The organism is Roseateles sp. Mitsp63, from assembly GCF_059491535.1.
Genome location: NZ_CP168509.1, coordinates 2,160,270 through 2,185,741, shown reverse-complemented (window position 1 = coordinate 2,185,741; position 25,472 = coordinate 2,160,270). Strand labels below are relative to the sequence as shown.

General features: G+C 70.9%; 21 protein-coding genes. 10 read left to right on the top strand and 11 right to left on the bottom strand.

The annotated features are described in order from the left end of the window. Position 1: 1 nt before the first annotated feature. Positions 2-1,327 carry an ATP-binding protein gene (locus ACEN96_RS09615; protein WP_495587798.1) on the top strand — a complete coding sequence of 442 codons (1,326 nt, stop codon included), beginning with the start codon at positions 2-4 and terminating at the stop codon, positions 1,325-1,327. Between the two features lie 325 nt (positions 1,328-1,652). Here the strand turns inward: ACEN96_RS09615 and ispF are convergent, their stop codons facing one another. Genes ispF through ispD form a run of 3 tightly spaced genes read right to left on the bottom strand, consistent with a single transcriptional unit; the run spans position 1,653 to position 3,665 of the window. Further along, entirely contained in the window at positions 1,653-2,141 is a 489-nt protein-coding gene (ispF, locus tag ACEN96_RS09610; protein ID WP_495587797.1) for a 2-C-methyl-D-erythritol 2,4-cyclodiphosphate synthase, read from the bottom strand. Positions 2,142-2,175: 34 nt separating this feature from the next. Then, the gene (gene map, locus ACEN96_RS09605) at positions 2,176-2,931 is read right to left on the bottom strand and encodes a type I methionyl aminopeptidase (protein ID WP_495587796.1); all 756 of its coding nucleotides are present in this window, start codon (positions 2,929-2,931) and stop codon (positions 2,176-2,178) included. After that, positions 2,928-3,665 (bottom strand): 2-C-methyl-D-erythritol 4-phosphate cytidylyltransferase, encoded by a 738-nt coding sequence (gene ispD, locus ACEN96_RS09600; protein ID WP_495587795.1) that lies wholly within the window; start codon positions 3,663-3,665, stop codon positions 2,928-2,930. The genes map and ispD overlap by 4 nt, the downstream gene beginning before the upstream one ends. A 72-nt stretch (positions 3,666-3,737) precedes the next feature. On the opposite strand from ispD, the gene ACEN96_RS09595 reads away from it, so the two are divergent. Then, positions 3,738-4,790 (top strand): RNA methyltransferase, encoded by a 1,053-nt coding sequence (locus ACEN96_RS09595; protein ID WP_495588586.1) that lies wholly within the window; start codon positions 3,738-3,740, stop codon positions 4,788-4,790. Positions 4,791-4,793: 3 nt separating this feature from the next. Here the strand turns inward: ACEN96_RS09595 and ACEN96_RS09590 are convergent, their stop codons facing one another. Genes ACEN96_RS09590 through ACEN96_RS09580 form a run of 3 tightly spaced genes read right to left on the bottom strand, consistent with a single transcriptional unit; the run spans position 4,794 to position 9,484 of the window. Beyond that, positions 4,794-6,434, bottom strand: coding sequence for a two-partner secretion domain-containing protein (locus ACEN96_RS09590; protein WP_495587794.1), 1,641 nt, complete (start codon positions 6,432-6,434; stop codon positions 4,794-4,796). Further along, a complete protein-coding gene (locus ACEN96_RS09585) occupies positions 6,373-7,863 on the bottom strand; it encodes a two-partner secretion domain-containing protein (RefSeq protein ID WP_495587793.1) in 1,491 nt (496 codons plus the stop codon). The genes ACEN96_RS09590 and ACEN96_RS09585 overlap by 62 nt, the downstream gene beginning before the upstream one ends. A 22-nt stretch (positions 7,864-7,885) precedes the next feature. Beyond that, a complete protein-coding gene (locus ACEN96_RS09580) occupies positions 7,886-9,484 on the bottom strand; it encodes a ShlB/FhaC/HecB family hemolysin secretion/activation protein (protein ID WP_495587792.1) in 1,599 nt (532 codons plus the stop codon). Between the two features lie 330 nt (positions 9,485-9,814). Here ACEN96_RS09580 and mfd point away from each other — a divergent pair, with 330 nt between their 5' ends. The 5 genes from mfd to ACEN96_RS09555 all read left to right on the top strand — a co-directional run bounded on the left by mfd (position 9,815) and on the right by ACEN96_RS09555 (position 17,174). Continuing rightward, complete coding sequence (mfd, locus tag ACEN96_RS09575; RefSeq protein WP_495587791.1) at positions 9,815-13,282, top strand: transcription-repair coupling factor; 3,468 nt, start codon at positions 9,815-9,817, stop codon at positions 13,280-13,282. 112 nt (positions 13,283-13,394) lie between these two features. Next, positions 13,395-13,781 (top strand): hypothetical protein, encoded by a 387-nt coding sequence (locus tag ACEN96_RS09570; protein WP_495587790.1) that lies wholly within the window; start codon positions 13,395-13,397, stop codon positions 13,779-13,781. 10 nt (positions 13,782-13,791) lie between these two features. After that, positions 13,792-14,349 carry a PIN domain-containing protein gene (locus ACEN96_RS09565; protein ID WP_495587789.1) on the top strand — a complete coding sequence of 186 codons (558 nt, stop codon included), beginning with the start codon at positions 13,792-13,794 and terminating at the stop codon, positions 14,347-14,349. A 129-nt stretch (positions 14,350-14,478) separates the two neighbouring features. Further along, positions 14,479-15,201 carry a phosphoserine phosphatase SerB gene (serB, locus tag ACEN96_RS09560; RefSeq protein ID WP_495587788.1) on the top strand — a complete coding sequence of 241 codons (723 nt, stop codon included), beginning with the start codon at positions 14,479-14,481 and terminating at the stop codon, positions 15,199-15,201. 119 nt (positions 15,202-15,320) lie between these two features. Further along, the gene (locus ACEN96_RS09555) at positions 15,321-17,174 is read left to right on the top strand and encodes a putative bifunctional diguanylate cyclase/phosphodiesterase (RefSeq protein WP_495587787.1); all 1,854 of its coding nucleotides are present in this window, start codon (positions 15,321-15,323) and stop codon (positions 17,172-17,174) included. Positions 17,175-17,193: 19 nt separating this feature from the next. Here the strand turns inward: ACEN96_RS09555 and rraA are convergent, their stop codons facing one another. The 4 genes from rraA to ACEN96_RS09535 form a co-directional block, all read right to left on the bottom strand. Beyond that, positions 17,194-17,718: a ribonuclease E activity regulator RraA gene (rraA, locus tag ACEN96_RS09550; RefSeq protein WP_495587786.1), complete on the bottom strand. Its 525-nt coding sequence runs from the start codon at positions 17,716-17,718 to the stop codon at positions 17,194-17,196. A 66-nt stretch (positions 17,719-17,784) separates the two neighbouring features. Beyond that, the gene (locus ACEN96_RS09545) at positions 17,785-18,012 is read right to left on the bottom strand and encodes an RNA-binding S4 domain-containing protein (RefSeq protein WP_495587785.1); all 228 of its coding nucleotides are present in this window, start codon (positions 18,010-18,012) and stop codon (positions 17,785-17,787) included. Positions 18,013-18,028: 16 nt separating this feature from the next. Further along, positions 18,029-19,753 (bottom strand): thiamine pyrophosphate-binding protein, encoded by a 1,725-nt coding sequence (locus tag ACEN96_RS09540; protein ID WP_495587784.1) that lies wholly within the window; start codon positions 19,751-19,753, stop codon positions 18,029-18,031. A 169-nt stretch (positions 19,754-19,922) separates the two neighbouring features. Beyond that, positions 19,923-21,170, bottom strand: coding sequence for an MFS transporter (locus tag ACEN96_RS09535; protein WP_495587783.1), 1,248 nt, complete (start codon positions 21,168-21,170; stop codon positions 19,923-19,925). Between the two features lie 69 nt (positions 21,171-21,239). On the opposite strand from ACEN96_RS09535, the gene ACEN96_RS09530 reads away from it, so the two are divergent. From ACEN96_RS09530 to ACEN96_RS09520, 3 genes are all read left to right on the top strand, one after another. After that, a complete protein-coding gene (locus tag ACEN96_RS09530; protein WP_495587782.1) occupies positions 21,240-22,088 on the top strand; it encodes an AraC family transcriptional regulator in 849 nt (282 codons plus the stop codon). Positions 22,089-22,099: 11 nt separating this feature from the next. After that, positions 22,100-23,209 (top strand): quinolinate synthase NadA, encoded by a 1,110-nt coding sequence (nadA, locus tag ACEN96_RS09525; RefSeq protein WP_495587781.1) that lies wholly within the window; start codon positions 22,100-22,102, stop codon positions 23,207-23,209. Positions 23,210-23,462: 253 nt separating this feature from the next. Continuing rightward, entirely contained in the window at positions 23,463-23,789 is a 327-nt protein-coding gene (locus ACEN96_RS09520) for a late competence development ComFB family protein (RefSeq protein WP_495587780.1), read from the top strand. 9 nt (positions 23,790-23,798) lie between these two features. Here ACEN96_RS09520 and nadB read toward each other — a convergent pair whose 3' ends face one another. Next, positions 23,799-25,412, bottom strand: coding sequence for an L-aspartate oxidase (gene nadB / locus ACEN96_RS09515; protein ID WP_495587779.1), 1,614 nt, complete (start codon positions 25,410-25,412; stop codon positions 23,799-23,801). Positions 25,413-25,472 lie beyond the last annotated feature (60 nt).

The window sequence follows — 25,472 nt, the reverse complement described above, 5'->3', positions numbered from 1 at the left end:
CGTGACTCCGCCGCGTCTGGCGCTGAACCTGTTCTGGCGCACCTTCGCGCTGCTGGCGCTGCTGCTGGCCGCGGGCGTGCTGGCCTGGCAGCAGACCTTCAAGGCCCTGGAGGCCGAGCCCAAGGCGCTCGAGGCGGCGCAGCAGCTGGCCGGCCTGGTGAACCTGTCGCGCGTGGCGCTGTCCAGCACCGACGCGATCAACCGCGTCGCCGTCGTCAAGTCGCTGGCGCGCAGCGAGGCGGTGTCGGTCGAGGTGGCCGAGGCCACCGATCGCTGGCTGCCCTACGAGAACTCGCCCTTCGCGCAGCGGCTGCGCAAGGAGCTGGTGTCGCGGCTGGGGCCGCAGACGGTGCTGGCCAGCGGCCTGAACGGCGTGCCGGGGCTGTGGGTGCGCTTCGACGTCGGGCCGGACCAGTTCTGGCTGCAGACCAATCCGGCGCCGCTGCAGGCCAACTTCACGAGCAACTGGTGGTGGATCGCGATCGCGCTGGGCGCGTCGCTGCTGGGCGCGGCCGCGATCGCGCGGCTGATCAACCAGCCGCTGCGCGAGCTGTCGATCGCCGCCAGCCGCATCCGCGAGGGCGAGTACGACTCGCGCCTGGACGAAAGCACGCTGACCAGCGAGATCCGCGAGGTCAACATGGGCTTCAACCGGATGGCGCGCGAACTGGCCAAGATGGAAGAGGACCGCAGCGTGATGCTGGCGGGCATCTCGCACGACCTGCGCACGCCGCTGGCGCGGCTGCGGCTGGAGGCCGAGATGAGCGTCAACGACGAGCAGGCGCGGACCTACATCGCGCAGGACATCGACCAGCTCGACGCGATCATCAACAAGTTCATGGACTACGCGCGGCCCAGCGAGCTGCAGCTGCAGGCGCTGAACCTGCGCGAGCTGGTGGAGCGCGAGGCGCAGGGCTTCCGCGATCCGCAGCAGATCCAGATCAGCGTGCGGCTGTCGGCGGCGCTGCGCATCTGGACCGATCCGACCGAGCTGGGGCGGATCCTGCTGAACCTGTTCGAGAACGCGCGCCGCTACGGGCATCACGACGACGAGCCCACGCGCGTCGACGTCACGGCGGAGGCCGACAGCGCCTGGGTGCTGCTGACGGTGCGGGACCATGGTCCGGGCGTGCCGCCGGACAAGCTCGCGAAGCTGACGACGCCGTTCTATCGCGGCGACACGGCGCGGACCGCGGCCACGGGCGCGGGGCTGGGTCTGGCGATCGTGGAGAAGTCGGTGCAGCGGCTGGGCGCGCAGTTGCGGCTGGCCAATGCGGACGACAGCGGCTTCGTCGCGCAGCTCAGACTCAAGCGCGCAAGCGTCTGAGACGGGGCGGTGGCCCTGCGGTCTCAGCGGCGCGAGAGCGCCATTCCGATCGAGTCATGTCAGGACGCCGAGGCCACACCCGCCGCCGGCCCTCACCCCTGCCCTCTCCCGCAAGCGGGCGAGGGTCGGTATTACCCCCTCGCCCCAACGGGGAGAGGGAGGGGAGAGGGGGCTCGTGCCACAGCGCTGCTGCCCTTCGAAGCACCCCCTCTCCCCTGCCCTCGCCCCCCTCGCGGGGGGCGAGGGAGTTCTTGCGCGAAGCCTGGCGGTGGATGAAGGCGTTTAGCAGGCGTTCATGCTGCGCAGCGGACGCCGATGAACCCCATCAGCCGCCCCGAACCAGCAGGCAGACCGCGCGCGCCTCGATGGCCTTGAGCTCGCCCACCGGCCCCATCTTCTCGGCCGTCTTGGCCTTCACGTTGATCTGCCCGGCGTCGACGCCGAGCACCTCCGCCAGGCGCTCCCGCATCGCCGGAATGTGCGGCGCCATCTTCGGCTGCTGCGCCACGATCGTGCTGTCCACGTTGCCGATCACCCATCCCAGCGCCTTCACGCGCCGATAGGCCTCGGCCAGCAGCACCATCGAATCGGCGCCCTTGAACTCGGCCGCCGTGTCGGGGAACAGCTTGCCGATGTCGCCCAGCGCCGCGGCGCCCAGCAGCGCGTCCGTGATCGCATGCGCGAGCGCATCCGCGTCCGAATGCCCCAGCAGGCCATGCGTGTGCGGGATCGTGATGCCGCCCAGGATCAGCGGGCGGCCGGTGACGAGCTGGTGGGTGTCCCAGCCCTCGCCGATGCGGAAGTTCAATGCCATGGAATCGTCGATCTGAAAACGAAGGGGGGAACGGTCAGTGCGGCAGCGCGTTCGTCACGACGATCGGTCCGTTGCGGGTGACGATCATCGTGTGCTCGAACTGCGCCGAGAGATTGCCCTTCACGCCGGACAGGGTCCAGCCGTCGGCCTCCTCGTCGACCCAGCGGCTCTTGGTCGACAGGAAAGGCTCGATGGTGATCACCATGCCCTCCTCCAGGATCCGCGTGTCGCTGGGGTCGTAGTAGCCGGGGATGGTCTTGGGCTCCTCGTGCAGCGAGCGCCCCACCCCATGGCTGCACAGGTTCTCGATGATCTTGAACTTGTGCGCCTTGGCCACGCGCTCGATCGCGTGGCCGATCCGGTTCAGCCGCGCGCCGGTCTTCACTTCCTTCATCGCCTGTTCCAGCGCGTACTGCGCGGCGAAGACCAGCTGCGTCTTCGTCGGCGTGGTCGGCGGCACGATGCGCGTGCCGCCGGTGTCGCCGAAGTAGCCGTTCATCTCGGCCGACACATCGACGTTGACGATGTCGCCCTTCTTGATCACGCGGTCGCCGGGGATGCCGTGGGCGGCCTGCTCGTTGATGCTGATGCAGGTGGCGCCGGGGAAGTCGTACATCACGCGCGGCGCGGAGCGCGCGCCGAATTCCTCGAGCCAGCGCGCCCCCATGTCGTCGAGCTCGCGCGTGGTCATGCCGGGCCGGATCGCGTCCAGCATGCGGCGCAGCACGGTGGCGACGGCCTCGCCGACCGCCTTCAGGCCCTGGATGTCGTCGTCGGATTCGATGGTCATGCGCGGCTCCTCAGCAGGCGTTCAGCCAACGCGAAGTCGGCGGGATAGGTGACCTTGAAGTTTTCCATGGAAGCCTCGACCAGCCGCGGCGCATGGCCAAGCGCCTCGACGGCGCTGGCCTCGTCGGTGATGCCCTCCAGCGGACCGGCCAGCGCCGGCGCGAGCAGGCCCAGCCGGAACATCTGCGGCGTCTGCGCGGCCCACTTGCCGCGGCGGTCGACGGTGGCGGCGACGCGCGCCGCGCCGTCCTCGCCGCCGGCGGCGTCCTTGAGCGTGTCGGCCACCGGCAGCGCGAGCAGGCCGCCCACCTCGTCATCCATGCAGGCGTCGATCAGCGCCTCGATCCATTCGGGCCGCACCAGGCAGCGCGCGGCGTCATGCACGAGCACCCAGTCGTGCGGCTGCACGCCTTGCTCGCGCAGCGCCCGCAGGCCGGCGGCGACCGAGTCGGCGCGCGTCGCGCCGCCGGAGCGCGCGATCCAGCCGCGCTCGCCGGCGAAGCCGGGGACGGCGGATTCGAACTGGCCGTCACCCGGCGAGAGCACCACCAGCGTGGCCTCGATGCGAGGGACGGCGGCCAGCGCCGCGAGCGTGTGCGCGATCAGCGCCTGGCCGGCGAGCGGCACGTACTGCTTGGGCTGGCCGGCGCCGGAGCGGCTGCCGACGCCCGCGGCGGGCACCAGCGCGAAGCAGCGCGGCCGCATCCCCGCGGGGCCGATCGGAAAGGAAGTCATGGGGCGCGATTGTAGGGAGCGCGTTCGGCGAAAATCCGCCCTTCCCCATCCGTGCCCGCCGCCACCGCCGTGATCGCCCTCTCCGACCTCCAGCGCCGCCTGCGCGCGCTCGGCGCCAACGACGCCCACGTGGGACGCGTGCTGCGGCACTGGATCCAGGCCCGGCCGCTGACCGAGGGCAAGCGCAAGCTGGAGCATTACCTGCCGCTGGCGGTGCGCGACGCGCTGCCGGCGCTGATGGACGAGCTGCACGGCCTGGCGACGCTGGCCGAGCGCCATCCGGGCGAGGACGGCTCCGCGCGGCTGCTGGTGCGGCTGACCGACGGCCAGACCGTCGAGAGCGTGCTGCTGCCCCGCGACGGGCTGTGCGTGTCCAGCCAGGTCGGCTGCGCGGTGGGCTGCCGCTTCTGCATGACCGGCAAGGACGGCCTGCTGCGCCAGGTCACCAGCGCCGAGATCGTCGCGCAGGTGGCGCTGGCGCGGCGCGAGCGCGCGGTCAAGAAGGTGGTGTTCATGGGCATGGGCGAGCCGTCGCACAACCTGGACGCGGTGCTGGAGGCGATCGCGCTGCTGGGCACCGAGGGCAACATCGGTCACAAGAACCTGGTGTTCTCCACGGTCGGCGATCCCCGCGCGTTCGAGCGCCTGGGCGAGGGTCCGGTCAAGCCGGCGCTGGCGCTGTCGCTGCACACCACCAAGCCTGAACTGCGGCGCGAGCTGCTGCCGCGCGCGCCGCGCCTGACGCCGCGCGAACTCGTCGACTTCGGTGAACGCTACGCGCGCTCGACCGGTTATCCGATCCAGTACCAGTGGACGCTGATCGAGGGCGTCAACGACGGCGAGGACGAGATGGACGGCATCGTCGCGCTGCTCAAGGGCAAGTACGGCGTGCTGAACATGATTCCCTACAACAGCGTGCCGGAGCTGCCGTTCGTGCGCCCGGCCTGGGACAAGGCCCGCGACATCGCGCGCCGGCTGCATGAGCGCGGCGTGCTGACCAAGCTGCGCGACTCCGCCGGCCAGGACGTTGACGGCGGCTGCGGTCAGCTGCGGGCGCGCAGCCTGTCGACGCCCGCGCCGAGGCGGGAGGCCCGCCGGGCGATCCCGATCGCGCCGGCGGACTGACGATCAGCGCGGCGGACGCGGCGGATCCGCCGGCAGACGCAGGCCCCGATCGGACAGCGCGGGGCGCTCGACCGCGGGCGCCGGCATCGGCGAGCGGTCGCAGCTGTCATGCGGCGCCGTCCCGCGCTTGCCCTCGCAGGCAAGCAGCTCGCCGGCAGCAGTCCCGGAGGGGCGCACGCGCGGCTTCACCGGTTCGGCGATGACCGTGACCGGGCGCCGGGCCGGCTCGATGGCCGGCTCGATGGCCGGCCGGATGTTCGGCCGCATCTGAGGCTCGATCCCGGGCCGGCGCGCCGGCTCGACCGGGCGCTCCGGCTTCATCGGCTCTGGCGCAGGCGTCGCTTCGGGGACCAGCTCAGGCGCGGGCGCCGATCCGGATTCGGGCATCGGCACGAGCTCAGGTTGAGGTTGAGGTTGAGGTTGAGGCTCAGGCTCAGGCTCAGGCACGGACTCGACGGGCAGGATCCGCGCCCAGCGCCGCTGCTGCTCAAGCGGGTCCGGCGCCTCGGTGAGCAGCTCCAGCCTGTCGTCGCCATGGTGTCCCTTGAGGAACACGACCGGCGAGACCTGCCGCTCCCCGGCCTCCGGGCTGTCGAAGGCGTAGCTGTCGAGGAACTCGAGGCCGCTGCCGGGCAGCAGCTCGATGTTCCCGAACGTCCTGTTCCTCACGGTGGCCGCCGTCCCGCCATCGAAGGGCTTGTCCTGCGCGTCGAAGCCCAGCGCCAGCGGCGTGTTGATGACGAGCTTCGGCACCCGAAGCTCGCCGAGCTTGAGCGAGGCGCTGCTGAAGGTCAGCGTTCCTGCCGCCTCGGCATCGGCGTGCACGGACATGGACGCGTCGATGCCGCCGGGTGCCTCGATCTCGACGTCAACGCCGGCGTTCAGCCATCCGGAGAGCGTTGATGCCGCGAGCACGCCGTCATTGTTGGCCGCGCCCAGCGCGTCGACCACGCGGGACAACCGCAACTTCGCTCCCGCCTTGATCTCGCCCGGCAAGTGCCATTTCGGCCTGATCCCCTTCAGGTGGATCTCGCCCGTCCCGCCCGCTTCGATCGTTCCGTCCAGATGGCCGAGAGCGCCGCTCCAGAACGAGACCCTGCCATCGACGGCGGCAGACCTCGCGCCTGCATCGTGAAAGAGCAGACTGCTCTCGCCTGCGATCGTCGTGATCCGGCCCTCGCGGTCGATGCCCACCTGCGTGGCGTTGGCGAGATGGATATCCCCGGAAGGGGCTTCGATCGATCCCTCCACATGCAGGACACCGGAGGATGCCAGGGTCACCACCCCCTTGTCCCCGACCCGGATCGTTCCCCGGTGATTGAGCAGCATGGACCTGTGGCCGCTCAACTGGAGCGCGGGGCCGCGCTCGCGCGGGTCCTGATCGCTGGCATTCATCGTCGTCATCACGAAGCGGCCGGCCGTCACCGTCGCACCGCGATGGATCTCGGCCCCGCCCGGCGACAGGAACATCACGCCCGCATCGGCCTGGACGCCGCCCCAGAGCTTCAACGGCCGCGCATCGGCGACGCGGTTGATCGCCCACCAATGGGGCTCGGGCTGGACGAAGCGCACGGTGTGCCCCTCACCCACCTCGAAGGACTTCCAGTCCAGCAGCATGAGGTCGCTGGTCTGGCGGATGGTCATCGTCCTGCCCGACACCTGGGCCGCCTGGCCGCCGGCGGCGATCCCACCCTTTCGCCGGATCCGTCGCCTGTTCGTCGCTCAGCGAGAACCCGAGGAAGCCGCCGCCACCGAGCTGCACCCGCGCGGTCCGGCCGAGCAGCACGCCATTCGGGTTGAACACGAAGACCTTGCCGTTCGCCTCGAGCCTGCCGTGGATCTGGCTGCCCTCCGTGTCGAAGACGCGATTGACGACCGTCGAGGCGGCGTCCTTCTGCACGAACTTCACCCCGAAGTCCTCGGCGATGTTGAACGACTTCCAGTCGAGCACCGCGTGGTCGCTCTGCTGCTTGATCGTCATCGTGCCGTCGGCCACGCCTTCAAAGGTGGCCTCGCCGGCCAGCTTCCTGTCGAACACGGGAAGGTCGATCCGCGCGCGCTCGGCGTCGCCGGGCGGCTCGATGGTCACCTCGCTGAGCGCGGGCTTGGGCACGAGAGTCGCGCTCACCTCGCCGAGCCAGTCCCGAAATTCCAATCGAGGCTCGCCTTGCTGCCGTCCGGGTTGGGAATCGCCGGCGGCCAGGGACAGCCGGAGCGTGCTGTCGCTGGTGAAGGACAGGTCATCCACGCGCCCCAGACCGCCCACCAGGCGCTTGCCGTCGTAGTCCTTCGTCACACGCGAGGGCAGAGGAACGTCTCGCAGGTTGCCCGCGAGCTCATGCGTCCGCACTTGCCCCAGCCTGACCTTTCCCGCGGGCACGTACACCTCCACCATCCCGCCAAAGGCGTGGATGGGCGCGTTCTCGTCCATGAGCAGCGAGCCCTGGCTGGAGCCGGGCTCGTCACCGGCGGCATCGAAGGCGAGCAGTGCCACCCGGGCGCCCGAGGCGTGGATGCGGCTGCCTGATTCGAGCCGCAGGTCCTTGGCAACGAACGCCGCCACACCGCCGTCCCTCACGATGATCCTCCCCGAGTGGACGACCTGCGATCGTGGATGCTCCGGCAGCCGCGGCGCCCCCGCGGCGTCCATCTCCGCATCGGAAAGCCGCGCTCCCCACGCGTGCAGGCTGCCGACATCCACGCGCGCGGTGCTGCCGAACATGACCCCGTGCGGGTTGACGACGTACACCCCGCCATTGGCGATCAAGGACCCGTGGATCGTGCTCGCCGCGTCGCCGGTCACCCGGTTGACGATGAACGCGTCCGGCCCGGGCTGGTTGATCCGCACCGTGTGGCCGCGGGCGATGTCGAAGCTCTTCCAGTCCAGCTTGGCAGCCATCGAGCGCTGCTCGATCGTCATCGTCGTGCCGCCGACCTTCAGTTCCACCTGGCCGCTCCTGCGCACGAACTCCTGGGGCAGCGGCGGCGCGGTCTGCGCCATGGCCGGTCCGGTGACCGTCAGCCATCCCGCCGCGGCCATGCCCGCCGCGGCCCTGCGCCGCAGCGCATTCATCGATGCCCTCATGACACGCTCCTCACAGTGAATAGGCCACGCTGAGCCACAGCTGCGGCAGCCGGCCCTTTGGATCCGACGTCGACACGCGCTGCGCCGCGGAGCCCAGACGCCATCCCGCCGTGCCTTCGGCGCTCCAGTGGCCGCGCTGCCAGCGCAGGCCCAGGCCCGCGCCGGCCAGCGTCCGGCCCGTGCTCGCCGCCTGCGCCCGCGGGCCCGTGTCCCACGGCGTGTGGTTGAAGCGCACCCGGCCGATGTCCGCGAACGCGAACGGCTCGATCCCCCGCCACCGGTAGCGCAATTCCGTCTGCGCCAGCGCGCCGCCGTCGCCGGAGGCCTCGCCCAGCGGCCAGGCCCGCACGCTGCGCGCGCCGCCGATCGAGAACTTCCTCGACGCGTCGAGGTTCTTGTCCGAGACCTGCCCGCTGCCGCGCAGCAGCAGTCCCCAGGCGTCCCACTGGCGCAGCAGCGCCGCGTCCGCCGACAGCACCAGGTACTCGCCGGCGGCGCGCACCGTCCTGGCGTCGAAGTCCGCGGCCGAGGCCTCCCTCAACCGCACATGGCCCATCTCCATCCACACGCCGCCCCAGGCCACCATGCCCGCCGACGGGAAGAGCACCGTCTGCAGGCCCGTCGTGACCGCCAGCGCGCGGCGGCGGTCCGACAGCGCCACTGCCGTCTGCCGGTTGGTGATGCGCCGCGCCTCCGCGCCGATCTGCCAGGTCAGCCGCGCCGGCGCGCGCGCCGCCAGCGGCACCGTGACGGTGACGCCGCCCGCCTCCACCTGGCCCTGCGCGCCGAGCCGCTCGAACTCGCCGCCCAGCTGGTAGTGATGCCGGCTCGCGGACAGCGCGGCCCGCGCGCCGCGGCGGCCCAGCGGCATCTGGTACGAGGCCGCGCCCTCCCAGCCCTTGCCGTCGTTGCCGCCGGCGCTCGCGCTCAGCCGGTCGCCAAAGCGCAGCAGCCCGTTCACATGCCCGGCCACGCTGCCGCGCCAGCGTCCCGCGTACGGATTGCCGTGGTTGTCCGCACGCAGGTCCAGCGCCCAGCGCCGCGCCTGCTCCACCGTGACATCGACATCGCCCTCGCCCGCCTCGCCGCCCGGCCCCAGGCCCGCCGTCACCGACACCCCGGGCAGCCGCGACACGGCGTCGACCTGCCGCGCCAGCTCGTCGCCGATCGGGCGCCCGGGCTGGAGGGCGTCGAACCACTCCGCCGCGTCGCCGGCCGCGCCGCCGCGCAGGTCCACCCGCCCATAGCGGCCCTCGACGACGACCACGCGCACGATGCCGTCCATCGCGCCGCCCGCGGGCAGGTAGGCCCGCGCGAACGGGCGCCCCGCCTGGCGCACCTGGGCCTCGATCGCGCGCGCGACCGCCTCGATCGCGCCGGGACCGGCGTCCTGATCGAGCGCCGCCTGGCCCGCGCGGGTCAGCGCCCCGGCATCGGCCACGGTCACGCCCTCGATGCGAAGCCGCGGCGCGGGGCGCTTCACGACGCGGGCGGCCTGCGCGGCCGGTCGGCCGCCGGCCTCGGCGTCCGCAGCCGGTGCGGCCGGCGCGGCCCAGGCCCATGTGCCCGCGACACACAGCACGAAGCCGGCCAGCGCGGGAGGAGACATCGGACGCGGGAATACTCGAATCATCGTTTTCAGGCTCGACAAGCGTGAGGTCACGGAAGCCCGGCATTCTTCGGAGCGGCACCGCGGCCGCCAATCACCGCGACCAGGGCGTTTCCGCCGCCGGATCGCTGATCCGAGTGGCGACGCTCCCGCTTCCCGTCAGGAACCGCGGGCACCGTTCGGGGACAGGTCTTGCCCGCGGATCGCCCCGCGTCTTCCGGCGTGAACCGGAGGGCCGGCACCGTCCTCGCGCTGCTGCCAGGACCTGGCCTTGCCATCTCCCTACAATTCCGCGAGGCCCCTTCCCGGGGCTGTCCTCATTTGTGCGCCATGCAGCTGTCCACGATCTCCCCCGGCAAACGCTTCACCGTCCCCCGTCCCCTCGGCTCCGCCGACGCGCTGCTGCTCGCCCGCTTCGCGCGGCAGCAGCTGGACGCCGGCCGCCTCACGCTGATCGTCACCGCCGAGCCCGGCGACACGCAGCGCCTGGAGGACGAGCTGAAGTTCTTCGCGCCCGAGCTGCGCGTGGCCGTCTTCCCCGACTGGGAGACCCTGCCCTATGACAGCTTCAGCCCGCACCAGGACCTGATCTCCGAACGCCTGGCCACGCTGTGGCGGCTGCTGCAGGCCGGCGGCAAGCCGGTGGCCGAACGCGACCTGGACGTGGTGCTGCTGCCCGCCTCCACCGCGCTCACGCGGCTGGCGCCGCCGGCCTTCCTGGCCGCCACCACCTTCAACTTCCGCCAGAAGCAGCGCCTGGACGAGGCCGGCCTCAAGCAGCAGCTGACGCTGGGCGGCTACCAGCACGTCAGCCAGGTCGTCTCGCCCGGCGAGTACGCCGTGCGCGGCGGCCTCATCGACCTGTATCCGATGGGCTCGCCGGTGCCCTACCGCGTCGACCTGTTCGGCGACGAGGTCGACTCCATCCGCGTGTTCGATCCGGACTCGCAGCGCTCGCTCTATCCGGTGCCGGAAGTGCGCCTGCTGCCCGGCCGCGAGTTCCCGATGGACGAGTCCTCGCGCAAGGCCTTCCGCGCCCGCTGGCGCGAGAAGATGGACGGCGATCCGACCCGGTCGCGCCTGTACAAGGACATCGACACCGGCCTGGCCACCGCCGGCATCGAGTACTACCTGCCGCTGTTCTTCGACCAGGTCGCCAGCGTCTTCGACTACCTGCCCGCCGAGACCGGCCTGGCGCTGCACGGCGAGGTCGACGAGGCGCTGCAGCGCTTCTGGACCGACACCCGCGAGCGCCACCGCTTCCTGCAGCACGACCCGGACCGCCCCATCCTGCCGCCCGAGGAGATCTTCCTGCGGCCCGAGGAGTTCTTCACCGCGACGCACCGCCACGCGGTGCTGTCGGTGCGCGGCCAGGAGCCGGTCGACTACGCCCGCCCGCTGCCCGACGTCAGCGTCGAGCGCGGCGCGCAGGAGCCGCTGGCGCGCCTGGCGGCCCACCTGAAGGACACGAAGTTCCGCGTGCTGCTGCTGGCCGAGAGCGAGGGCCGCCGCGAAAGCCTGCTGGAGCTGCTGCGCGACAACCGGATCGATCCGCCCTCGGTGAAGGACCTCGCCGAATTCGAAGCCCAGCTCGACGAGCGCTTCGCCATCACCGCCGCGCCCCTGGCGGCGGGGTTCTTCTGGAACGAGCCGGAGGACGGCCGTCAGATCCAGCTCTTCACCGAGACGGAGCTGTTTGCGACCACGCCGACCACGCGCCGGCGCCGCAAGCAGGAGCAGGTCAGCGACGTCAACGCGCTGATCAAGGACCTGTCGGAGCTGAAGGTCGGCGATCCGGTGGTGCACACCAACCACGGCATCGGCCGCTATCTGGGACTGATCAACATCGATCTTGGCGATGGTCCCAGCGAGTTCCTGCACCTGGAATACGCCGACAAGGCCACGCTCTACGTGCCGGTCGCGCAGCTGCACCTGATCAGCCGCTACACCGGCGTCAGCGCGGAAGAGGCCCCGCTGCACAAGCTCGGTTCCGGCCAGTGGGACAAGGCCAGGCGCAAGGCCGCCGAGCAGGTCCGCGACACCGCCGCCGAACTGCTCAACCTCTACGCCCGCCGCGCCGCGCGCGAGGGCCATGCGTTCCGCTACTCGCCGCACGACTACGAGGCCTTCGCCGCGAGCTTCGGCTTCGAGGAGACGCCCGACCAGCGCGCCGCGATCCACGCCGTCATCCAGGACATGATCAGCCCCAAGCCGATGGACCGGCTGGTGTGCGGCGACGTCGGCTTCGGCAAGACCGAGGTCGCGCTGCGCGCGGCCTTCGTCGCGGTGATGGGCGGCAAGCAGGTGGCGCTACTCGCGCCGACCACGCTGCTGGCCGAGCAGCACTACCAGAACATCGCCGACCGCTTCGGCAAATGGCCGGTCAAGGTCGCCGAGATGAGCCGCTTCCGCTCCGCCAAGGAGATCAAGGCGGCGATGGAAGGCCTGGCCGACGGCTCCATCGACATCGTCATCGGCACGCACAAGCTGCTTTCCGCGGAGGTCAAGTTCAAGCGCCTGGGCCTGCTCGTCATCGACGAGGAGCACCGCTTCGGCGTGCGCCACAAGGAGGCGATGAAGGCCATGCGCGCCGAGGTCGACGTGCTGACGCTGACCGCCACGCCGATCCCGCGCACGCTGGGCATGGCGCTGGAGGGCCTGCGCGACCTGAGCGTGATCGCGACCGCGCCGCAGCGCCGCCTGGCGATCAAGACCTTCGTGCGCAGCGAGACCAGCGGCACCATCCGCGAGGCCATCCTGCGCGAGCTCAAGCGCGGCGGCCAGGTCTACTTCCTGCACAACGAGGTCGAGACGATCGAGAACCGCCGCATGAAGCTGCAGGAGCTGCTGCCCGAGGCGCGCATCGTCGTCGCCCACGGCCAGATGCCCGAGCGCGAGCTGGAGCGCGTGATGCGCGAGTTCGTCGGCGGCAAGCACAACGTGCTGCTGTGCTCGACCATCATCGAGACCGGCATCGACGTGCCCTCGGCCAACACCATCGTCATCAGCCGCGCCGACAAGTTCGGCCTGGCGCAGCTGCACCAGCTGCGCGGCCGCGTCGGGCGTTCGCACCACCAGGCCTACGCCTACCTGATGGTCCCGGACATCGAGGGCCTGACCAAGCAGGCGGCGCAGCGCCTGGAGGCGATCCAGGCGATGGAGGAGCTGGGCTCGGGCTTCTACCTGGCGATGCACGACCTGGAGATCCGCGGCGCCGGCGAGGTGCTGGGCGAGCACCAGAGCGGCAACATGATGGAGGTCGGCTTCCAGCTCTACAACGAGATGCTGTCCGAGGCGGTGCGCTCGCTCAAGGCCGGCCGCGAGCCGGACCTGCTCAGCCCGCTGTCGGCGACGACCGAGATCAACCTGCACGCGCCCGCGCTGCTGCCCGACGCCTACTGCGGCGACGTGCACCAGCGGCTGTCGCTGTACAAGCGGCTGGCGACGGCGGATCGCGCCGAGCAGATCGACGCGATGCTGGAGGAGATCACCGACCGCTTCGGCAAGCTGCCGGCGCAGGGGCAGACGCTGTTCGACACGCACCGGCTGCGGGTCCTGGCCAAGCCCTACGGCGTGATGAAGATCGACGCGGCGCCCAGCGTCATCAACATCAACTTCCGGCCCAACCCGCCGATCGATCCGATGCGCGTGATCGAGCTGGTGCAGAAGAACCGCAACATCAAGCTGGTGGGCAACGAGAAGCTGCGCATCGACAAGGCGCTGACCGATCCCAAGGACCGCGCCCATGCGGTGCGCGAGGTGCTGCGGCTGCTGGGCGCGCCGGTCGCGCAGCCTTGATCAGCCATCACTTGAACTGCTGGAAGACGCCTCGCAGATCCACGAGTCCGGGTCAGTGACCCGGATCGAACCCGTTCCTAGACTCTGTGCCTCCCCACTACTGGAGACGCCGATGCAAGCAATGAGTCTGATGATCGACGAGGACGAGGACGAGGAAGACATCGAGGCCGTCTATGCCGCGAGGGACGCGGAAATGGCGGCCAAGTACCGCGGCTTGGCCAACGCATCCCGATGCCTGGCGTGCGAGCACCTGCCACCGGACTATCTGGACGTCGGTCCGGACTGGTTCTGCCGGCAACTGCGCGAGGACCGCCGACGCGATCGAGTGGCCCTGCACGCGCAGGAGGATTGCGACACCTGCCCTTATCTCCCGGAGAACTATGGCAAGCCGGTCAGGTGGCGCGTCCTGGGAGTCGACGACTGGGGCGACCACGCGCAAGCGGACCGGATCCGCCGCGCCAGGTTCCAGGAATGGGAGGCCCATCATGCGAAGTGCTGAATCGCTCTACATGTTGGACTCCAACATCGTCAGCGCCTTGATCGATCGTCCCGGCACCGCACGGCGCGAACTCTGCGAGCAGCGCCTGAGGCAGCTCGACGGCCATCTCGCGATCAGCGTCATCGTCGACGCGGAGACCCGGGCTGGTTTTGCCAAATCGCGTTCGATCCACAAGGAGGCCCGATTCCTTGAACTGAAGCGGCGCGTACGCGTCGAGTACATCGGCAGGGACCTGTGCTTCGCGGAGGTCTACGCTCTCGAGCGCGCCGCCTTGCTGCGCTCCGGCGCGCCGCTGTCGCGACTGGACACGCTCATCGCCTGCCATGCGATTGCCCTGGATGCCACGCTCGTCAGCAACGACCGGGCATTGGCGCGTGTCGAGCGGCTCAAGCTCGAAAACTGGTTGTGGCCCGAATCCATGATCGATCGCGGCCTTCCCGGCGTCGCGGAGCCCGCAGCTGTGTACGCGAGCCGGCGCGGTCTCTGGCCGCAACGCGACATGTTGCCGACGGGGTTCCTGGGGACCGCCACCCGCGCCGCCCCTTACGCCGCGGCCCATGCACGCTGAGGTCCAGCTCGGCGAGTGCGCTAAGCTCCCGCCCGTCCCCGCCGGCCGGTCGTCCTGATCGCCGCCGGGGACCTTCCGCATTCAAGCCCTGCCGGCCCTCGCCCCGCCTTCTGCCTGCCTTCTGCCCGCATGACCTCCTCGACGCCCCCCTCCGCCCCGCCGTCCCCGCTCGTCCTGCAGGGCTTCACCGCGCCGCTCGCGCTGCGCGATTTCAAGCTCGCCGCCTTCGACATGGACTCGACGCTGATCACGATCGAGTGCATCGACGAGATCGCCGCCGCCGCGGGCCGCAAGGCCGAGGTCGCCGCGATCACCGAGGCCGCGATGCGCGGCGAGATCACCGACTTCAAGGACAGCCTGCGCCGCCGGCTGGCGCTGCTCAAGGGCGTCGGCGAGGACGCGCTGGCGCAGGTGCTGCACGACCGATTGAGATTCAACCCGGGCGCGCGCGAGCTCTGCGCCGCGCTGAAGGCGGCGGGCCTCCAGCTGGTGCTGGTGTCCGGCGGTTTCACCTACTTCACGCGCTTCGTCGCGGCCGAACTCGGCATGGACTTCGTCCGCAGCAACGAGCTGGAGATCGTCGACGGCCGCCTGACCGGTGGCCTGGTGATGCAGGACTGGGGCGACATCTGCGACGGCGAGGAGAAGCGCCGCATGATGCTGGCCTGCGCCGAACGCATCGGCGCCACGCCGGCGCAGTGCATCGCCGTCGGCGACGGCGCGAACGACCTGCCGATGATGGGCGCCGCCGGCCTCTCGGTGGCGTATCACGCCAAGCCCAAGGTGCGCGAGCAGGCCATGGTCGCGATCAACGACGGCGGCCTGGACCGGCTGCTGGACGTCCTGCGCTGAGCCCGCCGGCGCGCGGAATCCTCACGGGAGCCGCGGGATCTGGCGCCGCCGCCCATCGCCGCCACTCTTGAAGCGGCGCGCCAACCCTGCCATGCTCCGCGGGATCACAGGGAGCAGCGATGCGGGAACAGCACGCGACCAGGACCGACGAGCAGGCGTCCATCGATCATCTGCAGCGCGACGTGCTCGAGGCCGTCGCCTTGGGACGTCCCCTGGCCGCCGTGATGGACCTGCTCTGCCGCGCGGTGGAGCGGCTGGCGCCGGAGGTGATCTGTTCGGTGCTGTCGGTCGACGACGAGGGCCGCGTGCATCCGCTGGCCTCCCCCAGCCTGCCCGCCGTGTTCAGCGCCGCGCTGGACGGCTTCGCGATCGGTCCGCAGACGGGCTCCTGCGGCACCGCCGCCTGGCGCCGCGAGCCGGTCGAGGTCACCGACATCGCGAACGATCCGCTCTGGACCGATTTCCGCGCGCTCGCGCTGCCGCACGGCCTGGCCGCCTGCTGGTCGACGCCGATCCTGCTGGGCGCCGACCAGGTGGTGGCGACCTTCGCGCTCTATTACCGCGAGCCGCGCGGCGCCGCCCCCTTCCACCGCCGCATGGTGCAGGCCTGCGCCCAGCTCTGCCAGATCGCCTTCATGCACGACCGCCACCAGCGCGAGATCGAGCGCTTGGCCTACTTCGACGGCGTCACCGGCCTGCCCAATCGCACGCTGCTGGCCGACCGCGCGCGGCAGACGCTGCTGCTGGCCTCGCGCGCCGACACGCCGGCCGCGCTGTTGCTGCTGGACATCGACCGCTTCAAGACCGTCAACGACTCGCTGGGGCACGCGGTCGGCGACCAGGTGCTGCGGCACATCTCGCGGCGGCTGCTGGGCGCGCTGCGCGACAGCGACTCGCTGGCGCGACTGGGCGGCGACGAGTTCGTCGCGCTGCTGCCGGGCTGCAGCGCCGAGGACGCGATGCATGTGGCCGGCAAACTGCGCGCCGCGCTCGAGGCGCCGATCCCGCTCGACGGCAGCCATGCCCGCGTGCAGATGACCGCCAGCATCGGCGTGTGCGCCTTTCCCAAGGACGGCCAGGACCTGGACCAGCTGCTCAAGAACGCCGACATCGCGATGTACGAGGCCAAGCGCGCCGGCCGCGACTGCGCGCGCTTCTTCCTGCACGCGATGAACCAGGCGCTGGACGAGCGGCTCGACATCGAGGCGGCGCTGCGCCAGGCGCTGTCGCAACAGCAGCTCCAGCTGCACTTCCAGCCGAAGGTCCGCCTGTCGGACCGGCGGCTGGTGGGCGTCGAGGCGCTGCTGCGCTGGCACGACGCCCAGCGCGGCTGGGTGCCGCCGGACCGCTTCATCCCGGTGGCCGAGGAAAGCGGCCTGATCAACGCCCTGGACGCGTGGGTGCTGGAGCAGGCCTGCGCCCAACTCGCGCGGTGGCGCGCCGCTGGCGTGGCGGTGCCGGGCCTGTCGGTCAACGTGTCGCCGCAGCGTTTCCATCAGGACGACGTCGCGGCGCATGCGCGGGCGCTGCTGGCGCGTCACGGGCTGGCCGCGTCCGACCTGACGCTGGAGGTCACCGAACGCCTCATGCTCGACGACACCAGCCGCCCACGCGAGCAGTTGCAGCAGTTGCATGAGATGGGGGTGGGCGTGTCGGTGGACGACTTCGGCACCGGTTACTCGAGCCTGAGCTATCTGAAGCGACTGCCGGTGACCGAGCTCAAGCTGGACAAGAGTTTCGTGCGCGACCTGGAGCAGGACGCCGACGACCGCGCGCTCTCGAGCGCCGTGATCGGCATCGGGCGTTCGCTCGGGCTGACGGTGGTCGCGGAGGGCGTCGAGACCGAAGGCCAGCGCGAGATCCTGGTCGGCATGGGCTGCGACGGCGCGCAGGGATGGCTGTTCGGCAAGCCGATGCCGGCGGAGGCGCTGGCCGGCTGGATGCGCGAGCGTGCGGCGGCGTCCATCGAGTGACCGTGGACGTCCGTCGACCTCACCCCGCGGGATGCACCGGCTTCGGCGCGATGACGATGCCGTCCTCGTCCGCGTAGAGCCAGTCGCCGGGGCGCACCCAGACGCCCTCGATCAGCACCGGCAGCTCCGTCAGCCCCTGACCGCGGCGTTCGGTCGGCATCGGCACATGACCGAGCGCGAACAGGCCGATCGCGGTGGCGCGCAGCTCCTCGAGGTCGCGGACGGCGCCGTGGACCAGCACGCCGGCCCAGCCGTTCTTCGCGGCGCTGGCGGCCAGGTTGCCGCCCACCAGCGAGCGGCGCAGCGAGCCGCCGCCGTCCACCACCAGCACGCGGCCGGCGCCGAAGCTCTCGACCGCCGCCTTCACCTGCGTGTTGTCGTCCAGGCAACGCACCGTCGACACCGGTCCGGCGAAGCGCGGATGCGCGCCATAGCTGCGGTAGAGGCTGCCCGGCAGCCAGCGCGTGTCGCCGCTGGTGTCGGCTTTCAGGGAATCGCAGAGATCGCAGGTGGAGAAGCGGATCGAGGGAACGGGGCTGGTCATCGGGAACTCCTGGAGGATCGCGGACGGTGGGATGCGGGCGCTCAGGGGGCGCTCAGGGGGAGGCGCTCAGACGGGCGCCTGCACCTCGATGCGTTCGCCGTTGAACTCGACCACCTGACCGGCGCGGATCTTGGCGGTCTTGCGCAGCTCGACCTGGCCGTCGACGCGCACCTGGCCTTCCGAGATGAAGTGCCGGGCCTCGCCGCCGCTGCCGGTCAGCGCGGTGGCCTTGAGCAGCTTGTCGAGTTCGATGAAGTCGCCGCGCAGGGCGAAGGGGATGGCGGATGCGGACATAGCCGCCGATTCTCCGTCAGGCGCCTTGTCTCTTGAGCGCCGCCTCCCGGATGCTGCTGAGCGTGGCGCGGCTGGTGGAGATCTCGACCGGCAGCTTCAGATGGATGAGCGCCGGCGACTGCAACACGATGGCCTGCCGCAGCGCGGGCTCGACCTCCTCGGTGCGGGACGCGCTGAACGCCTGCCAGCCGAAGGCGCGCGCCATCGCGGCGAAGTCCGGGTTGTGCAGGTCGCTGCCGCTGACGCGGCCGGGGTATTCGCGTTCCTGGTGCATGCGGATCGTGCCGTAGCTGCCGTTGTCGACGACCAGGCAGATCAGCCGCCGCGCCCCGTGCGCCATCGCCGTGGCCATCTCCTGGCCGGTCATCAGGAAATCGCCATCGCCGGCGATGTTGACGACCCAGCGCTCGCGCTGCAGCAGCGAGGCCGCGACCGCCGCCGGGAAGCCATAGCCCATCGCACCGCTCGTCGGCGCGAGCTGGGTGCGGCCGCCCTGATGCAGCGCGGTGTAGCGATGGAAGCGGTGCAGCCAGCCGCTGTAGTTGCCGGCGCCGTTGGTGAAGATCGTCTCGGCCGGCAGCAGGCGGTCCAGCAGGTGCATCACCTCGGCGAGGTCCATCGGCCCGACCGGCAGCGCCTGCTGGTTGCGCTGGTAGTCGGCATGGGCCCCGCGGGCCCATTCGAGCCAGGGCATGTCCTCGCCGCCGCCGGGCGGGTGCAGTTGCTGCAGCGCCAGCGCGGCGGCGCTCATGCTGGCCTGGATCATCTGGTCGGCCGCATAGACGCGGCCCAGTTCCTCGGGACCGGCATGGATGTGCACGAGCTGCTGGGCCGGCCGCGGCGCCTTCAGCAGCGTGTAGCCGCCGGTGGTCATCTCGCCCAGGCGCGGGCCGATGGCGAGGATCAGGTCCGACTCGCCGATCCGCCTGGCGAGCGCCGGATTGATGCCGATGCCGACATCGCCGGCGTAGAACGGGTCGCGGTTGTCGTAGAGGTCCTGGAAGCGGAAGGCGCAGCCGACCGGCAGTTGCCAGGCATGGGCGAAGTCCTGGAGCGCGGCGCAGGCTTCGGCGGTCCAGCCGCCGCCGCCGGCGATGACGAAGGGCCGCTGCGCGCCTTCGAGCCGGGCCTGCAGCTCGACCAGGTCGGACGGCGCGGGCCAGGCCACGGCCGGCTTCGCGCGCGGCAGCACCGGCGCGTCGGTGAGCTGGGTGAGCATGTCCTCGGGCAGCACCAGCACCACGGGGCCGGGGCGGCCTTGCGTCGCGGTGTGGAAGGCGCGCGCCACGTATTCGGGCAGGCGGTGGGGGTCGTGGATCTCGCCGACCCATTTCGCCATGCCCAGCGTGCCGGGGCCGAACATCTGGCGGTAGTCGACTTCCTGGAAGGCCTCGCGGTCGCGCTGGTCGGAGGCGACCTGGCCGATGAACAGGATCATCGGGGTCGAGTCCTGGAAGGCGGTGTGCAGGCCGATGCTGGCGTTGGTGGCGCCGGGGCCGCGGGTGACGAAGCAGATGCCGGGCCGGCCGGTCAGCTTGCCCTGGGCCTCGGCCATGAACGAGGCGCCGCCCTCCTGCCGGCAGGCCACGAAGCGGATGTGCTCGCGGTGCTGATGGAAGCCGTCGAGGACGGCCAGATAGCTTTCGCCGGGGACTCCGAAGACGTCGGTGATGCCTTGTTCGATCAGCGCCTCGACAAGCGCGTGACCGGCGGGACGGGAGACGGTGCGTTGCTGGTCCATGGCCGCCGACTGTAGCGAGCAGGCCGCCCATTGCAAGTGAGCGCGATGTCCCTTGTTGCGGCGCGGATGCGTCGCTGCCTGCACGACCGACTTCAATCGATGGGAATGCGCTGTCGACTCCCGAATTCAAGTCATCGGGGTCAGGATTTGCCATGCCGTCGGTTGAGCGTCAGCGCTTCCCCTGCCTCACCAGACTCGCCGCCGCGATGCCCATCAACAGCGCCATCGACGCGCCGAAGAACACCGCGTTGCTCCAGTGCCGGTCCATCAGCGCGCCGAACACCGGCGCGGCCACCGCGAAGCCGGTGTCCAGCCCCGAGTACACCGTGCCATACACGCGCCCCGTCGCGCCGGGTGGCGCCGCGCGCTTGATCAGCATGTCCCGCGAGGGCCCCGCCAGCCCGGTCCCGAAGCCCGCCGTCGCCGCCGCGATCAGCGCCGCCGTCGCGGGCAGCCAGCCGGTCGCCGTCAGCGCCAGCAGCGCCGCGGCCACGAACATCGCGCCGGCGATGTTGCGCTCCAGGTTCTGCGACCTGGCCACCAGGAAGCCGCCGACGATCATCCCCGCCGCGCCCGCCAGCATGTAGCCGGTCACGACGAAGGCGGTGCTCGCCAGGCTCACGCCATACATCGCCGACAAGGCCGGCGACGCGAAGCTCTGGATCGCGCTCAGCGCCGACGTCGTGAAGAAGAAGAACGAGAAGCACAGCCATACCGACGGCAGCTTCAGGAAGGCCATCGGATGCTCGCCGGCCGGCGCCTTCGCCGCGCCCGCCTTCTCATGGCCCCACGAGCCCTGGCTGTCGTCGATCGCGTCGCGCTTGAACGCCAGCAGCGCGATCACGAACAGCGCCCAGCACGCCGTCGCCACGTAGCCCAGCCGCCATTGGCCGGTCGCCTCGTGCATCGAGATCAGCAGCACCGGCGCCACCGCCCAGCCCAGGTTGCCGGTGATGCCGTGCACCGAGAACGCATGTCCGAGCCGCTGCTGCGACACCCGCTTGTTGAGGATGGTGAAGTCCACCGGATGGAAGGGCGAATTGCCCAGCCCCGCCAGCGCCGCCGCCAGCGCCAGCCCGCCGAAGCCCTGCGCCGTGCCCGCCGCCAGCGACGCCAGCACGAAGCAGCTCAGCGCCACGAACAGCACCGGCCGCGCGCCGGTCCGGTCGACCAGGAAACCCGACAGCGCCTGCCCCACCCCCGAGATCACGAAGAAGATCGTCACCAGCAGCCCCAGCTCCGAGTAGCTCAGGCCGAATTCCCGCATGAACACGGGGAACAGCGGCGGCAGCAGCATGTGGAAGAAGTGGGAGGTGCCGTGGGCCAGGCCGATCAGGCTGATGGTCTGGATGTCTCGCTTGGCGCTCTGCGCGGCAGCCGGCGCCAGGCCGTCCGCGGTGGTGGTGGCGGTGTTCATGGGCGAGATGGTGACAGGGCCGCCGCGACGGAATTACGATAGCCGGACAAGTTCTGTCGAATTTCCGCCATGAGCTCCGTTCCCGCCTCCCTCCGTCCGCGATCCAGCCCGATCCACCCGCCCGGCCGCGCCAGCGTCCCGCCGCTGGACCCGCACCGCTACGCGCCGAGCCGCCAGCGCCCGGTGCGCGCCAAGTCGCGCTCGATGGACGGGAACATGGACATCCAGGCGCATTTCCACACCTGGGGCCAACTGGTCTTCTCGGTCTCGGGCGTGGTGCGGGTCAGCACCGACCGCGCGACCTTCCTGGTGCCGCCCTCGCGCGCGGTGTGGATCCCTGCCGGCGTCGTCCACGCGGTCACCGCCGTCGAGCGCTGCGAGCTGCGCACGCTCTACCTGTGGACCGCGCCCGGCGACGAGGCGGTGTGGGCGCAGAACCGCGTGCTCGAGGTCTCGCCGCTGCTGCGCGAGCTGGTCTTGCAGCTCGCGCGCGAGGAGCTGCAGAACGAGGACGCGGTCGCCGATCGCGAGGTCTGGATCGGCCGGCTGATCCTGGACGAGATCGGTCGCGCCCGCAGCCTGCAGCTGGGCGTCGCGCTGCCGTCCGACAAGCGGCTGCGCAAGCTCTGCGAGGCCGTGCTGGCCGCGCCGATGCGCCATGCCAGCCTGGACGACTGGGCGGCCGAGGTCGGCGCCAGCGCCCGCACCGTCTCGCGGCTGTTCCGCCAGGAGCTGGGCAGCAGCTACGCGCAGTGGCGCCAGCAGGCGCTGCTGGCCGAGGCACTGCGCCTGGCGGCCCAGAAGAAGCCGATGCAGCTGATCGCGGCGGAACTGGGCTATGCCAGCGCCAGCGCCTTCACCGCGATGGTCACGCGGACGGTCGGCATGCCGCCAAGCCGGTTTTTCGGCCAGACCTAGAATCCGCGCCCATGGACCAGGTTCTGTACGACTTCGACCGCCAGGACGCGGATGGCGCCACCTGCACCGCCCACGCCTGGGCCAAGGTGCCGGCGCCGCTGACGCCCAGCCAGCGCCACCAACTCAAGGCCCGCGCGGCCGAACTGCTCAAGGCCAAGGGGGCGGTGCTCGTCGCCCACTACTACGTCGATGGCGACCTGCAGGACCTGGCGCAGGAAACCGGCGGCATCGTCTCCGATTCGCTCGAGATGGCCCGCTTCGGCCGCGATCACGCCGCGCGGACGCTGGTCGTGGCCGGCGTGAAGTTCATGGGCGAGAGCGCCAAGATCCTCAGCCCCGAGAAGCGCGTGCTGATGCCCGACCTGGACGCCACCTGCTCGCTCGATTTGGGTTGCCCGGCCGAGGACTTCGCAGCCTTCTGCGACGCGCACCCGGACCGGACCGTCGTCGTGTACGCCAACACCAGCGCCGCCGTGAAGGCGCGCGCCGACTGGATGGTCACCAGCTCCTGCGCGCTGGAGATCGTCGCCGAGCTCAAGGCCCGCGGCGAGAAGATCCTGTGGGCGCCGGACCGGCACCTGGGCCGCTACATCCAGGAGCAGACCGGCGCCGACATGCTGATGTGGAACGGCGCCTGCATCGTGCATGACGAGTTCAAGGGGCTGGAGCTCGAGCTGCTGCGCGAGCAGCATCCGGACGCGATGATCCTGGTCCATCCGGAATCCCCGGCCGCGGTGGTGGCGCAGGCGGACGTGGTGGGATCGACCTCGGCGCTGATCAAGGCGGTGGTCGAGGGGAAGGCGCGGGAATACGTGGTCGCGACCGACAAGGGCATCCTGCATGCGATGCGCCAGATGGCGCCGGGCAAGGTGCTGATCGAGGCGCCGACGGCGGGGAACAGCGCGTCGTGCAAGAGCTGCGCGCATTGCCCGTGGATGGCGATGAATGGGCTGCAGGGCCTCGTCGACTGCCTGGAGCGCGGCACCGGCGAGATCTTCGTCGAGGAACCGACGCGGGCCCAGGCGCTGTCGTGCATCGAGCGGATGCTGGACTTCACGGCGCGGCTCAAGGCGCGCAAGGCGGCCGCGGGCGCGATGGTGCCGGGCATCGGCGCCGCCTGACGGCTGCGGAAGACCCCTCTCCCCCACCCTCTCCCCGCACGCGGGGCGAGGGAGTAATACGGCCCACTGACGCCGCGCCAATCATTCCCTCGCCCCGCGAGGGAGTGGTACGGCGCCATTCATTCCCTCGCCCCCGTGAGGGGGAGAGGGCGAGGGAGAGGGGGCTCGCCGCAGGACCGCGGAGACTGCCTTCGAAAGCCCCCCACGCGAACGAGGGTCGCCAGGGGGCTTTTCATTTGCGCGAGGCCGCGCGATGCTGCGATGCATCCCGGTCAATCCGCAGGACCTGCCCATGGACTTCAGCTCGCTCTACAACCACCACGAACGCGAAGTCTTCGCCGCCGTGCTGACGACCGCCAAGGACTACCCCACCATCGACGGCAACGCCGAGCTGCTCGCCGACGTCGCCTGCGTCGCGCTGAACCGGCTCCCGCCGCGCTACATCCGGCATGAGGTCGACTACTCGTTCTACCTGACCGAGCAGGAGCGGCTGGACGTCGACGCCGCGATCAAGGAAGCCGTCGGCTACGCCTTCACCTTCGTGCAGGCCCGCACCGACCTGCGGTCCAAGCAGCGATAGGGCCTTCGATCAGCGCGTGTTGCCGTTGCGCACCAGCACCGTCGGCAGGCTGGCGGGCAGCGTGCGCGGGTAGTCGCGGCTGTAGTGCAGCCCGCGGCTTTCATGCCGCAGCAGCGCCGAGCGCACGATCAGCTCCGCGCAGTCGACCAGGTTGCGCAGCTCCAGCAGATCGCGGCTGACGCGGAAGTTGGCGTAGTAGTCGTCGATCTCCGCGCGCAGCAGGTCGATGCGGTGCAGCGCGCGTTCCAGCCGCTTGGTCGTGCGCACGATGCCGACGTAGTTCCACATCAGCAACCGCAGCTCGTCCCAGTTGTGGGCGATGACGACCTGCTCGTCGGCGTTCTCCACCTGGCTCTCGTCCCAGGCGGGCAGCGGCGCGGGCTCGGGTTCGGGCTGGCCCAGGATGTCCGTGGCGCAGCCGCGGCCCAGCACCACGCATTCCAGCAGCGAGTTGCTCGCCAGCCGGTTGGCGCCATGCAGGCCGGTGTACGCGGTCTCGCCGACGGCATAGAGCCCGGGGAGGTCCGCGCGGCCATGCAGGTCGGACACCACCCCGCCGCAGGTGAAGTGCACCGCCGGCACCACCGGGATGGGCTGGCGCGCGATGTCGATGCCCAGCGCCAGGCAGCGCGCATGGATGGTCGGGAAGTGTTCCTTCAGGAAGTCCTCGCCCAGGTGCGTGGCGTCCAGCCACACATGGTCCAGGCCGTGCTTCTTCATCTCGAAGTCGATCGCCCGGGCCACCACGTCGCGCGGCGCCAGCTCCAGGCGGTCGTCATGCGCGGCCATGAAGCGGGTACCGTCCGGCAGCTTCAGATGGCCGCCCTCCCCGCGCAGCGCTTCCGTGATCAGGAAGCTGCGTTCCTGCGGGTGGTACAGGCAGGTCGGGTGGAACTGGATGAATTCCATGTTGGCGACGCGGCAGCCCGCGCGCCAGGCCATCGCGATGCCGTCGCCGGTGGAGGTGTCCGGGTTGGTCGTGTAGCGATAGACCTTGCCGGCGCCGCCGGTGGCCATCACGACGGCGCGCGCGGCGATCGCCTCCACGCGCTGCGCGTCCATGTCGAGCGCGTAGATGCCGTAGCAGCGCGAGGGCTCTTCGCGTTGCACATGCCGCGAGGTGATCAGGTCCAGCGCCATCCAGCGCTGGCGCAGTTCGATGTTGGGATGGGCATGGGCCTTGGCCAGCAGCGCGTCGTGGATGGCCTTGCCGGTGGCGTCGGCGGCATGGGCGATGCGGCGCACCGCATGGCCGCCCTCGCGGGTCAAGTGCAGGCCCAGCGGGCCGCGCTCGTCCGGCGTGAAGGGCACGCCCTGCTCGACCAGCCAGCCGACCGCGTCGGCGCTGCGCTCGGCGATGTAGCGGGCGGTGGCCTCGTCGACGAGGCCGGCGCCGGCCTCCTGCGTATCGCGCACATGGCTGTCGATGCTGTCGTCGGAGCCCAGCACGCCGACGATGCCGCCCTGTGCCCAGGCGGTGGCGGCCTCGGTGAGTTCGCGCTTGGCCAGCACGATGACCGGCACGCGGTCGGCGAGGTGCAAGGCCACCGTCAATCCGGCCAGGCCGGCCCCCACGATCACCACGGGCGCCAGCGCGGCATCGGTCCGAACAGCTGCTGTCATCGTCATCGCCCGGTCATCGGGGCGTCATCGCCAGGAAGCCGGGGATTCTACGAGCGGCGA

Coding starts and splice junctions, on each gene's coding strand:
- ACEN96_RS09530 (WP_495587782.1), top strand. CDS start 21,240: ATGAGCTCCGTTCCCGCCTCCCTCCGTCCGCGATCCAGCCCGATCCAC.
- ispD (WP_495587795.1), bottom strand. CDS start 3,665: ATGACTTCCTTTCCGATCGGCCCCGCGGGGATGCGGCCGCGCTGCTTC.
- ACEN96_RS09590 (WP_495587794.1), bottom strand. CDS start 6,434: ATGACCATCCGCCAGACCAGCGACCTCATGCTGCTGGACTGGAAGTCC.
- ACEN96_RS09570 (WP_495587790.1), top strand. CDS start 13,395: ATGCAAGCAATGAGTCTGATGATCGACGAGGACGAGGACGAGGAAGAC.
- rraA (WP_495587786.1), bottom strand. CDS start 17,718: ATGACCAGCCCCGTTCCCTCGATCCGCTTCTCCACCTGCGATCTCTGC.
- mfd (WP_495587791.1), top strand. CDS start 9,815: ATGCAGCTGTCCACGATCTCCCCCGGCAAACGCTTCACCGTCCCCCGT.
- nadB (WP_495587779.1), bottom strand. CDS start 25,412: ATGACAGCAGCTGTTCGGACCGATGCCGCGCTGGCGCCCGTGGTGATC.
- ACEN96_RS09535 (WP_495587783.1), bottom strand. CDS start 21,170: ATGAACACCGCCACCACCACCGCGGACGGCCTGGCGCCGGCTGCCGCG.
- ispF (WP_495587797.1), bottom strand. CDS start 2,141: ATGGCATTGAACTTCCGCATCGGCGAGGGCTGGGACACCCACCAGCTC.
- nadA (WP_495587781.1), top strand. CDS start 22,100: ATGGACCAGGTTCTGTACGACTTCGACCGCCAGGACGCGGATGGCGCC.
- map (WP_495587796.1), bottom strand. CDS start 2,931: ATGACCATCGAATCCGACGACGACATCCAGGGCCTGAAGGCGGTCGGC.
- ACEN96_RS09580 (WP_495587792.1), bottom strand. CDS start 9,484: ATGTCTCCTCCCGCGCTGGCCGGCTTCGTGCTGTGTGTCGCGGGCACA.
- serB (WP_495587788.1), top strand. CDS start 14,479: ATGACCTCCTCGACGCCCCCCTCCGCCCCGCCGTCCCCGCTCGTCCTG.
- ACEN96_RS09540 (WP_495587784.1), bottom strand. CDS start 19,753: ATGGACCAGCAACGCACCGTCTCCCGTCCCGCCGGTCACGCGCTTGTC.
- ACEN96_RS09565 (WP_495587789.1), top strand. CDS start 13,792: ATGTTGGACTCCAACATCGTCAGCGCCTTGATCGATCGTCCCGGCACC.
- ACEN96_RS09585 (WP_495587793.1), bottom strand. CDS start 7,863: ATGAATGCGCTGCGGCGCAGGGCCGCGGCGGGCATGGCCGCGGCGGGA.
- ACEN96_RS09545 (WP_495587785.1), bottom strand. CDS start 18,012: ATGTCCGCATCCGCCATCCCCTTCGCCCTGCGCGGCGACTTCATCGAA.
- ACEN96_RS09520 (WP_495587780.1), top strand. CDS start 23,463: ATGCTGCGATGCATCCCGGTCAATCCGCAGGACCTGCCCATGGACTTC.
- ACEN96_RS09555 (WP_495587787.1), top strand. CDS start 15,321: ATGCGGGAACAGCACGCGACCAGGACCGACGAGCAGGCGTCCATCGAT.